The organism is Neoluteolibacter marinus (genome assembly GCF_014904755.1).
In the GTDB taxonomy this organism is placed as follows: domain Bacteria; phylum Verrucomicrobiota; class Verrucomicrobiia; order Verrucomicrobiales; family Akkermansiaceae; genus Haloferula; species Haloferula marina.
In genome coordinates, this window is record NZ_JACZFQ010000079.1 from 99,911 (window position 1) to 111,831 (window position 11,921).

Consider the following 11,921-nt stretch of genomic DNA (forward strand, 5'->3'; position numbering starts at 1 on the left):
CGGGATGCCGGGGCGTGAAGCCGAATGCGCGGCAGGCTAATTCTTCGACCCCGTCATCATCGTCCAGTGGACGCCGGAGATGCCAACGCCGAGGACATTCGGCCCGCCGGCGAACATGATGAAGCGGTGGCCGTCGGAGCCGAACCAGCCGTCGTAGGCTGCCTGGAAGTTGGTCGAACCCATGTAGATGTTCTCGCCGCTGGCATTGCCGGTGAAGCCGGCCAGGCGGGCGCGGTCCCAGGGGGTTTTTTTGTTCGGGACGGGGGATTCATGGGCGAAAAACCCGAGCCGCGCCATGTCGGCGGAGTGGCCCTTGGAGGCGTCGGAAAGCTTTTCCTCGAGCCGCAGCGGCGTCAGGCCGCAGACATCGCGCTCGCGGTTGAGGACCTTGGCGAACTCGTACATCGAGGAGTCCGCCCAATTTCCGGCTTCCTTGTTGGCCTTGTCGGTGGCGGCGAGGCGGGTCATCGCCTCGCGGGCCGCCAGCAGCTTGTCGCGCAGCTTGACCAGGTTCTTGGCCTCGAGATGGCCGGCGATCAGTTCCTCGCGCATTTCCTCGTCGTCGAGGGTGGCGAATTCCGGTTCCTCCTCGAAGCGCTCGAGCTCGCGCGTCGCCTCGCACAAACCCGACACCGCCGCGTCGAAGGCGGCGTCGAAGGTCTTGGTGTCTGCCAGGGCCAGCTTGTTGACCCGGGCGTGGAGCTTGGTCAGCGATTTCATCTCATCGCGCAGCATGTCGATCTTGCGGCCTTCCTTCTTCCAGTCGGTGCGGATCAGCTTCATCACCCGCTCGCGCTCCGATTCCAGCTCCCGGCATTCGAGGTCGAAGATCTCGTAGGGATTCTTGCCGCTTTCCCCGCGAGTCACCTTGTCGATCTTCTGCTCGTGGTACTTCTGCGAAATCCGGAGAGCCTTCTCGTAGTCCTTCATCGCGCCCTCGCCGAGCTGCAGCCACGACCGGTAGGCGGCCTGGCGCTTGGCCGGATCCGGTGAGATCATCCACTGGCCGGCCCGCTTCACGAAGTCGGCGGGTGGCGCGGTGGTCTGGCCGTTGACGGTCAGCGTGGCGGCACAGAGGAGCAGGGGGACGAGGCGCATGATGGGATGGTAGCGACACCGGATGTCGTTTCCATCCTGAAATCTCATTCGATCACACAGGGCAGCAGCACCGCGTCACGCATCCCGTGGATCTTCTTCTTGTCGGCCGGAGCGAGGGTGGCCAATGCCCCGGCGAGGGTGGTGACGCCTTGATCGTCGGTGAAGTAGTATGGACACAGCCGCACCCGGCCGCGCATCGTGACCACGCTGCCGTCGTCCCGAAACACCGGGTGTTCGATCAGCCGGCCTTCGCTGAATTCCTGCATGATCCACGGCTGCTGGGAGAAGTCGGCCATTGCGGCGTGGACCTTGTCCGACCAGTCGGCCTGCGCCATGTCGTGGCCGATATGGACGCCCCGCGAGCCCCAGGCAGTTTCGTGGAATCCACTGATTTTCAGGACCAGGCGACGCTGCTTCTGGCTGAAGGCGGCGACCTCTTCCCAGGAATTCACTCCCAGCACCGGCAGCGCGGCCTGGGGCGGCAGCGGCGCAGGATCGACCACCCAGCCGGGCGGGACGATGTCGCGCACCCGGTTCAGGTGGCTGCCCCGGAGCGCCTGCTCCCAGACCGGCTTGAGTGCCGGGGTCCACAGCAGCGCGAGCCACAGCTTGTCCTCGAGATGCGGCTTGCACGGCGGGCTCAGCGCGAGTTCGCCGCTTGCCGAGCGCTCCGCCAGGTGACGGGCCTCGGGGATGGCTTCCCAGTCGAACCACTCGAAGAAGCGGTAGAGGGCACGGCCGTCGGGCTGATATTCCTCCGCGGCCTCGACCGTCCGCCCGCCGCCGGCCGCGCGGGCCAGCCATTCCATTTCGCGGCGGTAGTCGGCGGACTCCTCGGACAGCAGGATCGCCCCGTCCTCTCCGAGCACCGAAGAGAAGCCGCGGATCATCCCGTCGCGGCCGCCGAGGACCTCGAAACCGGCGTCGGCATAGAGCTGGGACAGCCATGCGGTGATCCCGATCCCGCCCGGCACCGAATCGAGCTCGGTGAGGGAGAAGCCCCCGGCGGTCACGATCAGGTCCGGCCGGATCACCCGGGGCAAGAGGTCGCGGGTCGCGGCCTCCTTTTGCAAGTCCACCATCCACGCCGGCTTGCCGGTATCCAGGACCTCGGCAATCCAGCCCGGCAACTTGCCGGATGCGCTGCGCCGGTAAAGGTCGTCACAGGCCTGCTGGAACTTCGCCAGCGGATGACCCAGCGAGGCGAGGAAGCGGCCCTCGGCCTTGGTCAGCTTCAGCGGCTCGGGCGAGAACTGCCAACCCCCGTCGAACAGGCCGCCTTCCGGTATCGCCGCCTTGATTTGGTCGAGACTCAGGCTCATTGCATCGATCTCAGGGCTCCGCGAATCAACTCCTCGGTGGTGGCGCCGGGTTGCGCGTCGAGCACCTTGCGTACCGCCTTGCGGGCGTCGACCTGCTTGTATCCCAGAGCCATCAGCGCCATCTCCGCGTCGGCGGTGGCCGGGGCGAGCTGGCCGCTGGCGACCTCCTGCCAGGTGTCCGCCACTCCGACCTTGTCCTTGAGTTCCAGCACCACCCGCTCGGCGGTCTTCTTGCCGAGGCCCTTGATCTTGGAAAGCTCGGCCGACTCTCCACCGGCCACGCAGGCTTTGAAACGGCCGACCGGCATGCCGCTGAGGATTGCCATCGCGATCGCCGGGCCGATGCCGCTGACGCGATCGATGAGCAGCAGGAACAGGTCCCGTTCTTCCTCCGAGGCGAAGCCGTAGAGGGTGTGGGCGGTTTCGCGGACGTGGAGGTGGGTGCGCAGGTCGACCTCCAGCCCCTCGGCCGCGTGGAGGCGGTCGAAGGTGGAGAGGGGCACGTGGACCTCGTAGCCCACGCCGCCGACATCCACCACCAGCCGGTTCGGGTATGCCTCCAACACCTTTCCTCGCAGCCGGGCGATCATCGTGGCTGAGCTTGGACCGGCTCCCGGAACTGCCAAGGGCGAAGTTCCGTCATGCGTTCCGGAGCGGAAAAGCCGGGCACTTGCGGGTGAAAAACCCCGCTTTACAAGGGGGGGACGGCTCCTATAGTCCGCCCCCCATGATTCTCTCCGCCATCGATTGGCTCTCGATCAGCATCAACCTGTTGCTGGTCCTTTTCGTTCTCGTCTGTCTCGTGATGAGCATGATCATCCTGATGCAGCGCCCGAAAAACGAAGGCCTCGGCGCGGCGTTCGGCTCCGGTGCCACCGACCAGCTGTTCGGTGCCCGCACCACCAACGTCCTCCAGAAGGGCACGGTCTACTTGGCGACGATGTTTTTCGTGCTGACGCTGACCCTGGCCGTGCTGATCGCCAAGCGGAACGCGAATCGCACCTCGCTGGTGGCGGAAGTCCCGGTTGCCGAAGCCCCGGCCGCGGACGCATCGACGCCGCTTGAGCCCGAGGCGGTAACGCCTCCGGTGGAAGTTCCCGCCGCGCCGGCCGACGAGACCCCCGCGGAAGAAGCTCCGGCTGAAGAAGCTCCGGCTGAAGAAGCTCCGGCTGAAGAAGCTCCCGCCGAAGCGCCCGAGGCGGATGCCACCGCTCCGGAGCCGGCGGCAGAGCCCGCGGAACCCGCCGATGAGCCCGCGGAGCCGGCTGATGAGCCCGAGACCTCCGACGGGAATCCCTGATCCGGCGGATCACAGCGATCTTCCAGGCGCGCGGCGGATTTCGCCCCGCGCCTTTTTCGTGGCGGGGATTGCCCTTGGACCGCGGCATGGATCACGCTTGAGTCATCTCAAGCATGACGCCTGAAACCGACCTCCCCGTCTGGGCGCGCTCCGATGCCTTCCCGCCTGCGGGACCGGGCTGGGGCTGGGTTGACCGCAAGGGGCGCCGCTTTCCCTGCGGCAGCTTCGACGAACTTGCGGCGGCGATCGCGGCAGACGCCGGTGCCCGGGTTGACCTGGTCTGGACCCCGGCGGCGCCGGGGCTGGTCTTGCCGGAAGAGATCCACGAGCTTCACTCCGCCATGCGCGAAGCCCGGGTCCGCTGGGCGAACTGGGAGATCGAGGAGGGCAAGCGGCAGATGATGATGTTCGGTGCCGCCGCGGGCCTGATGATTGTCTTTGCCGGCGGCGACTTCCGGAGGATCCTGACCAACGGCGCGGTGGGTCTGGCGCTGCTGTTGTTTTTCCTGCTCGGGCTGATGCCGTGGTACCAAGGCACGAAGCGGCTCCGCAAGGCCCGCAACTGGGCCGCGGGCGAGATGGTCGCCGGGGCCCCGGACTTGCGGTTCGAAGTCTGGCTCTCCATCCAAAAGGCTCCGGTGACGCGGATCTTGTTCTGGTTGCTGGCGGTGGCCGGGCTGGTCCAGCTCGGCGTGGAACTCCAGGCCTACTCCGAGCGCCAGGCGATGGGCGGCGTCAGTTTCCTGGGCGGGCTGATGAAGATCGTTTCGAAGTTCGGGACCATCGAGGGCTTCGGGATCACCATTCCCCGGGCCGGACTCACCAAGCACGCCGGCCATGTCACCGAAGGCGAAGGCTGGCGGCTGTTGACCGCCCCGTTCCTGCACGGCCACTGGCTGCACTGGCTGATGAACGCGTCGGCGCTCGCCTACCTCGGCAAGCGCGTCGAGACCTTTGCCCGCTGGCCGCACCTGGTGATGGCATTCCTGATTTCCGCGTGGATCGGCGGCGAGGTTTCCGCGCGCTTCTCGACCACCGCCTCGATCGGGGCTTCGGGCGGACTGATGGGGCTGCTCGGCTTCCTGCTGGTCTTTGAAACCCTGCACCGATCCCTGGTTCCGCAGAGTTCCCGCCTGCGCCTGCTGGCCGGGGTGGTCCTGACCGGGGTGATCGGCTTCGTGTTCCGGCATTTCATCGACAATGCCGCGCACATCGGCGGCCTGCTCGCCGGCATGGTGTACGCCGCGTTGATCTTCCCGCGGTCGTCGTCGCCCCACCGGCCGCGGACGACGTCGGTCGAGGTCATCGCCGGCGGTGCCGCCCTCGGGCTGCTGGTTTGTTCCGCGGTGCTGGCCTGCGTGAAGATGATCTGAGCCGGGGTGTCGATATCGCCACGGCTTGGCGGGCGACGGGATGATCGATCGCCCGCCAGCATCACGTTCACTCATCCGATGAAACTGCTTTCCGTTCTCCCGATCGCCGCTTTGTTTGCAAGCATGGCCACGGCTGCCGAGTTGCCGAATCTGATCGCCCACCGCGGGGCCTCGCACGCCGCGCCGGAGAACACCATCGCGGCCTTCAAGCGCGCCTGGGAAGAAGGCGCGGACGGGATCGAGGGCGATTTCCACCTCAGTGCCGACGGCGAGGTCGTGTGCATCCACGATGCCGACACCAAGCGGGTGGCCGGCAAGAAGCTGGTGGTCGCGAACACGCCGTGGGCGACGCTGGCCGCGCTCGACGTCGGGTCGTGGAAATCACCGGAGTTCAAGGGCGAGCGGATCCCCCGGCTGGCCGACGTGCTGGACGTGCTCCCTTCCGGCAAGCGCTTCTTCCTCGAGATCAAGGACGGCCCGGAGATCGTCGCCCCGATCCGCCGGATTCTCATGGAGAAAAAGGCCGACCCCGCCCGGGTGGTGCTGATTTCCTTCAACGGCGAGGTCGTGGCAGCCTGCCGTGAAGCCCTGCCCGGTTTCCAGGCGCACCTTGTGTCCGACCTCAAGGGCATCGAGAAGGAGGCCAAGCGCTCCGGCTACCTCGCCCAGCTCAAGCAATGCCGTGCGCAAGGCCTGCAGTTCAAGGCGGCGTCGGCGGTGGAAGGCGACTGGTTGCGCGCCCGCAAGGAGGAAGGCGTCATGCTGACGTCGTGGACGGTCGATGACGTGGCCACCGCCCGCAAGGTCATCGGCTTCGGCGTCGACAACATCACCACCAACCGTCCCGGCCCGCTGCGCGCGGAGTTGTCGGAGTGATCACGGCCGGACCGCGAATTCCTCGGGCATCCGGCAGTCGCGCAGCATATACTGGCGCATGAAGCGCACCAGTCCGCGGCTGTACTTCCGGCGGGTGAACGAGCCGGACGCCATCGACGCGATGTGTTTGCCCATGTGGTTCTCCATGAACTTGATCCCGGGCCAGCCCTTGAACTTCTTCGAGAAGTTGGTGCCGGTTTCGTAGAGCGAGAAGATCCCGCCGTCATAGAAGTGGCGGATCAGCTCGCGCCAGCTCTCGTGCCAGTCGTGGAGCTCCGCTTCCGCCCGCTCGAAGCCCGCGTGCAGGGTGTCGGGCTGGCCGAGCACCGCGGTGCCGCTGGAAAAGACGTGTTCGTCGAACAGGCGCGCCGACTCCAGTGCCATGAACAGGCCCGGCGAAAGCATGGGGTCGACGAACCCGAAGGAGTCGCCGCAAGCCGCCCAGCCAGGGCCATAGCCGCGTTCGGAGACGAGCTGATAGTTGGTGTAGGTCATCACCGGGGTGACCCGGCGGGCATCGCGCGAATGATCGCGCAGCAGCGGCTCGGTCCGCAGCGCGTGGTCGAGCCGCGCCTCGGGGGTGTCGCCGTAGGTTTTCGCGATGTCCTTGTGCAGCACGATGCCCACCGACAGCCGGCCGGGCAGGGGAATCCGCCAGCACCAGCCGTTGTCGAGGATGCTGATCACCACCTGGCCGGGACATTCGAAGTCGTGTTCGAAAGCCTCGAAGTGCGCGAAGTAGGCGACGTCGGCGCGCTCGCCGCCCTGGGCCCCGATGCCGAGGGCACGGGCGAAGGTGCGGGCCCGCCCGGTGGCATCGATCAGGAATGCCGGGTGAGCGGACAGCTTGGCGGCTGCCAGTGAACCGGCGGAGAGCTGGATCTCGCGGCCATCGGTGCCCGGTTCGACCACGGCGCGGTGTTTGACGAAAACCGCGCCGAGTTCCTCCGCCCGTTCGCGGAGGGTGTCATCGAACTCCGGCCGCGGGATGTTGTAGGCATAGGTCGGCAGCGACCGCGCGATCGGTGCGAAATTGAAATCGATGCGGCTGCCCTCGCGGTGGAGGAAGGTGACACCGGGCTTGTGCTGCGAGTACTTCGCGACGCGATCCTCGATGCCGAGGCGCCGCATCACCGGCACGGTGGCCGGGACGAGGGACTCGCCGACCAGCAGTTCAGGGCGCTTTTCGTCGTCGAACACCAGCACCTTGAAGCCGCGCTGGGACAACAGCGCGGCCAGCGTTGATCCGGCGGGGCCGGCTCCGAGGATGGCGAGGTCGGGAGTCATGGGCTATTCCTTGGTCCAGCGCAGCACACCGCCGGAGAAATCTTTCTGTAGCCGGATTTCCACCCGCAGGGCGTCAGTGGTCACGGGGGTGAACTTGACGGTGTTCGCCTGGTCGGTCGCGACGCCGTAGCCGGAGGGATCGGCCACCGGCAGCCACCGGCCGTCGCGGCGGTAGAGGAGCTTCCACGACTCGGGCACCCGGCACATCCCGGAACCGGTGTCGTCGAACCAGTAGAGCGAGCTCGCGGAAACTTCAGCGGGCTTGTCGAAGGTCCATTGGATCCATTCCTCGCTGCCGGTGTGGTCCCAGAACGTGAAGCGCGGCAGGCCTTCGCCTTTCGACGAGGTCGGTTCGTCGTTCTCGATCATGGCATCGATCGAGTCGTGCTGGTGGGAGGCAGTCAGGCCGGGTTCCGGGACCGCTTCGCCGCGCAGCAGCGGGAAGGCGGTGATGCGGAGGGTCTGGGCGCCGAAGGGAACCAGCGTCACCTTCTCGACCGGCTGGTCGCTCGCGACCGGGCTTGCCGGAACCTCCGCGGCCATGCGGTCGTTGCGGACGAGTCCCCAGCCGGGCAGCCGCTTGGCAGGGACGCTGAGGGAGATCGGCGTGGTGTCGGGCAGCCACGGGTTGGCCGGCATCTTGGCGCGGTGGAGCTCGACGCTGCCGCCGGCTTTTCCGCGATCGATGTCGAGGGCGTAGTTCCAGGGCGTGGTCGGGATGAGCTCGAACTCGTCGAATCCGCCGTCGATGGTAGTGACGGTCTCCCGCTTTTCACCGATGCGCAGCGAGAACACCAGCGGGCCGCGCCAGACGGCGGCCGAGCCGTTGAAGCCGTTGGATGTCTCGATGTCGGCGGGGAATTCGGCGGTCACCACGTCGCCCGCTGTCCAGGTGCGCTGGAGGGTGAAGAAGGCGCCGGCTTGCACGCCGGGCACGAATTCGCCGTTCACCGCGACGCGGGGTGCCACGGCCCAGGCCGGGATGCGCAGCTTCAGCGGGAAGGCCGCCGGTTTGCCGGGTTTGACGGTGAACCGGATGGTGTCGGTGAACGGATAATCGGTCTCCTCGGTGATGGTCACCGGGACGTCGCCGAGCTTGGCCGTGACTTCGGTCGGGCCGTAGGCGACTGCGGCGAGGCCGCCGTCGCTGGTCGCCATCCACGCGTGCTGCACGTACTTCGGCCACCCCATGTGGAGGTTGTAACAACAACAGTGGAATCCCGAGTGCGGGCTGACCAGGAGGTCGTCGCCGTGGTCGTCGCGGAACGGCAGGGTGCCGCGTTCGTTGCGCCGGGCGACCGGGGCGTTCGGCAGCGTGTAGTACTGGAATTGCCGGAAGTCCTTGGTGGTGCCGCCGGGAAGCAGGTTGAAGGCGATGCGCTCGAGCTGGTCGCCGATCAGCGGGTCGCCCAGGGCGCCGAGTGCAACCTCGGAGCTGAGCATTTGCTCGACGATGGAGCACATCTCGACGCCTTGGGTCGTCGACTTACCGGCCAGCGGTTCCGTGCCGCTCCACATGCCGAAGGGCAGCCCGTGGCGCTGGCGGAGCGATGCCCAGGCGTCCGCGAAGACCCGGCGGTCGTCGTCCTTGCCGGTCCGTTCCCAGGTGACCACCGGGTATTTCATGCCTTGCGAAACGTTCACGCCGTGAACGATCCGGAAGTCCCCGGAGTCGCCGCGCAGCGTGCGGTAGAACGGCTTCCAGCGGTTGCTCTGGTCGCGCAGCCAGTCGACCGCCTCGAGCAGGGACTCGTCGCCGGTGCGGTTGTAGAGCCAGTAAAGGGTGTCGATCTGGTCGCCCGAGCGGGCCTTCGCCCACTCCTCGAGCGGTTGGCCGGGCAGTCGTTCCAACAGGTAGCCCGCGTATTTCTCCAGTGCCGGGATCACCCGCTTGTCGCCGGTGGCCTCGTGGTAGTCGCGGAGCACCCAGGTCATGACCATCCGCGGCCACCAGTCGCCGTTCGAGCCCGGTCCGATCTGGCCACTGTCGCGTTGGCTGGCGAGCAGCGCGTCGATCCAAACCTGCGCCCGCTCCTTGAGCACCGGGTCATCGAGAACATACGCGAGGCTGGTGAGGCCGCGGAGATAGTAGGGACCCTTCTCCCAGCTTTCGCCCTTTCCGCCGCGCCAGCCGCTGTCGGGGCCGAGTTCGGGGATGACCTGCTCGGCGTGACCGGTCAGGCCGTCGGCCTGCAGGCGCAGCTGCCGCTCCAACCATCCGCGCGCCTTGACGCTGCCGAGATCGAGCGAAATGAACGGCGTCGGCTGCAGCGGATCGCGGTTGGGGATGATGCGGTCCCCGGCGGCGGCAATCCCCGGGACGAGCAGCAGGGGCAGCAGAACGCGTTTCATGGCGCTAGGTTTGCCGGAACGCGTGCCGGAGCGAAGTGAAAAACAGGGCGGCCGGGCATCGGTCAATCGTTGACCCGCTTGAGTTTTCCGGACGCGGTGAGAGGCAGGCTGTCCACGGTCTTGAATTGCATCGGCACCTTGTAGGCGGACAGCAGGGCGCGGCAGTGGCGCTGGAGTTCGATCGGTTTCGGCACGGACTCCGGATCGGCCGGGATGATCTCCGCGACCGGGATCTGACCCATCTGCGGGTGCTCGCGGCCAAGGACGCGGCTGCGCGCGATGGCGGGATGATCGTTCAGCACCCGCTCGACCTCCTCGGGGAACACCTTCATCCCGGCGACATTGATCACCGATTTCTTACGTCCCATCAGGAACAGGTCGCCGTCCGCATCGCGGCGGACCAGGTCGCCGCTGGCAAACCAGCCGTCGTCCAGGGGCGAGGGATCCCATGGCACCAGATAGGCGTCCAGCAAGCCGGGGCCGCGGATGTTGAATTCGCCCTCATCGCCCGGGTTGCCCCGCTCGTCTAACAAGGCGACCTGATAGGCGGGCATCGGCTTGCCGATCGAGGTCGGTTTCGCGGAGGCCGCGTCGAGATTCAGGATGGCGAGGCCGACCTCGATGATCCCGAGTCCCTGGTGGAGAGGCTTGCCGAAGCGCGTCTCGAAGGCCCGCGCGGTGTTCTCGGGCAGGGCCGCGGCGGTGGCGACGGCGAGACGCAGGCTCGGCCAGCGGAAATCACCGCGGTCGCCGGAGAGCATCGCGAAGTGGAAGGGCGAGCCGTAGATGATCGTGGCCTCGTGCTGTTCCGCCGTGGCCAGGATGTCTTCCCGCAGGGGCGAGTGCTCCAGCACGGTGGTGGCGCCGAAGTGGAGGTAGAGGACGATCGACACCGCGAAATGGTGCGCCATCGGCAGCATCCACAGCACCCGGTCCCGCGGCCCGATCTGCAAGCCCTCGTTGGCGGCGGTGATGCGGTCGAGCAGGGTTTGATGCGAGAGGACGACGCCCTTGCTGGTGCCGGTCGTGCCGGAGCTGAAGCGGATGAACGCCGGGTTCAAGGCCTGGAAGCCGTCCTCCGGGAAGGCCGGCTGCGGGTGATCGCAGCGGTGGAGTTTCCACGGCGTGCCGTCGGACTCGGCGGCAGCGAGGAGCGCTTCGCCGCCGTGCCACGGCAGCTCGTCGGCGGCGAGGATCAGGTCGAGCGCGGTGGTGGCGGCGATCTCGGCCCGTTCGCGGTCGGTCAGCTCTTCCGCCAGCGGGACCAGGCAGCCGCCGGCGAGCAGGATACCCATCGACAGCACGATATAGGAGACACCGTTCGGGCACTGCAGGCCGATCCTCGGGGTCCGGCCCGTGGCGTTGTGTTCGCGCAACAGCGCGGCGATGGCGCGGGCGTGATGAAACAGGTCGCCGTAGGTCACGCGGCGGTCCCCGCTGACCACGGCGAGGGTCGCGGGATCATGGCGGAGGGCGATTTCTTCGATCAGGTTCACGGCACGGCGACGCCGAGGTCTTCGGCGAGGGTTTGCTTCATCAGGTCGAGCTCCAGAGGCGAGAGGCAGCCGTCCTTCCACGAGAGGGTCATCGACAACTGGCCGTCATGTTCCGACAGGAAGATTCCCGCGCCCGGCGGCGAGCACACCGAGGGGACGTGGTAGCCGTTGAGGATGCGGCTGCCGAAGATCCGCTCGCAGCCCGGCAGGAAGGTGCCGGTGTGCGAGTGGAAGAGGCTGCAGATCTCGCCCTTCATGTAGAAGAAGGCGGGCAGGTTGTAGAACCGCGACGGGCAGCGCTCCATCATCTGCATCAGCGCGTCCATCGCGGCCGGCAGCTTGCGGCGCATGAAGCCGGCATACTTCCGGTAGAGCGCACGGCTGGCGGTCGCGATGTCGGTCATCTCCTCCGGTTTCAACAGGAGGGTGTAGGCCGTCATGTGGTTGTGGAAGAGCGGGCGCTTCGCCGGGTCCTTCTGGCGCTGGACCGGCAGGGTCAGGAGGATCGACGACGGCATGGCTCCATCGCGGGCGGCGATCACGGCGTGCACGGCGCGGGCGGCGCAGGAGGCGAAATACGGAAGAAGTAGTAGCTCGCCGGCGGTGGCGGCCATTTTCGCGCGGACGGCGGCGGTGGCCTCGCGGTCGAAATTGATCACCTCGAAGCGGCAGCGGGCGGGGCGGTCGCCCTTGCGCTTCAACGAGCGGATGTTCCACTCCGGGAACGACCTCATCTCCTCGATCATCGGGTGCGCCTTGGGATAAAGCCCGGAGTAGGGCGCGGGCGGCAGGGAGTCGCCGTCGGCGGGCGCCGCGG

General features: G+C 67.2%; 10 protein-coding genes. 3 read left to right on the plus strand and 7 right to left on the minus strand.

The annotated features are described in order from the left end of the window. Positions 1–36 precede the first annotated feature (36 nt). From IG178_RS15625 to ruvA, 3 genes are read right to left on the minus strand one after another with little or no spacing between them, the layout of a single operon-like run. Positions 37–1,098 (minus strand): CAP domain-containing protein, encoded by a 1,062-nt coding sequence (locus IG178_RS15625; RefSeq protein ID WP_193213501.1) that lies wholly within the window; start codon positions 1,096–1,098, stop codon positions 37–39. A 44-nt stretch (positions 1,099–1,142) separates the two neighbouring features. Continuing rightward, positions 1,143–2,420: a hypothetical protein gene (locus IG178_RS15630; RefSeq protein ID WP_193213502.1), complete on the minus strand. Its 1,278-nt coding sequence runs from the start codon at positions 2,418–2,420 to the stop codon at positions 1,143–1,145. Next, positions 2,417–3,010 (minus strand): Holliday junction branch migration protein RuvA, encoded by a 594-nt coding sequence (gene ruvA / locus IG178_RS15635; RefSeq protein WP_193213503.1) that lies wholly within the window; start codon positions 3,008–3,010, stop codon positions 2,417–2,419. Before ruvA ends, IG178_RS15630 begins: the two co-directional genes overlap by 4 nt. A gap of 137 nt (positions 3,011–3,147) precedes the next feature. Between ruvA and secG the strand changes: the two genes are divergently transcribed. The 3 genes from secG (at position 3,148) to IG178_RS15650 (ending at position 5,969) form a co-directional block, all read left to right on the plus strand. Beyond that, a complete protein-coding gene (gene secG, locus IG178_RS15640) occupies positions 3,148–3,720 on the plus strand; it encodes a preprotein translocase subunit SecG (RefSeq protein ID WP_193213504.1) in 573 nt (190 codons plus the stop codon). A gap of 113 nt (positions 3,721–3,833) precedes the next feature. Next, complete coding sequence (locus IG178_RS15645) at positions 3,834–5,093, plus strand: rhomboid family intramembrane serine protease (RefSeq protein ID WP_193213505.1); 1,260 nt, start codon at positions 3,834–3,836, stop codon at positions 5,091–5,093. A 78-nt stretch (positions 5,094–5,171) separates the two neighbouring features. Continuing rightward, on the plus strand, positions 5,172–5,969 hold the full coding sequence (locus IG178_RS15650) for a glycerophosphodiester phosphodiesterase family protein (RefSeq protein ID WP_193213506.1): 798 nt from the start codon (positions 5,172–5,174) through the stop codon (positions 5,967–5,969). Here the strand turns inward: IG178_RS15650 and IG178_RS15655 are convergent, their stop codons facing one another. The 4 genes from IG178_RS15655 to IG178_RS15670 form a co-directional block, all read right to left on the minus strand. Further along, positions 5,970–7,256 carry an NAD(P)/FAD-dependent oxidoreductase gene (locus IG178_RS15655; protein WP_193213507.1) on the minus strand — a complete coding sequence of 429 codons (1,287 nt, stop codon included), beginning with the start codon at positions 7,254–7,256 and terminating at the stop codon, positions 5,970–5,972. Between the two features lie 3 nt (positions 7,257–7,259). Next, complete coding sequence (locus IG178_RS15660) at positions 7,260–9,608, minus strand: beta-L-arabinofuranosidase domain-containing protein (RefSeq protein ID WP_193213508.1); 2,349 nt, start codon at positions 9,606–9,608, stop codon at positions 7,260–7,262. A gap of 62 nt (positions 9,609–9,670) precedes the next feature. Then, positions 9,671–11,104: an AMP-binding protein gene (locus IG178_RS15665; RefSeq protein WP_193213509.1), complete on the minus strand. Its 1,434-nt coding sequence runs from the start codon at positions 11,102–11,104 to the stop codon at positions 9,671–9,673. Next, positions 11,101–11,921 (minus strand): hypothetical protein (locus tag IG178_RS15670; RefSeq protein WP_193213510.1); only part of this gene is annotated, 821 nt, incomplete at its 5' end. The genes IG178_RS15665 and IG178_RS15670, both read right to left, overlap by 4 nt.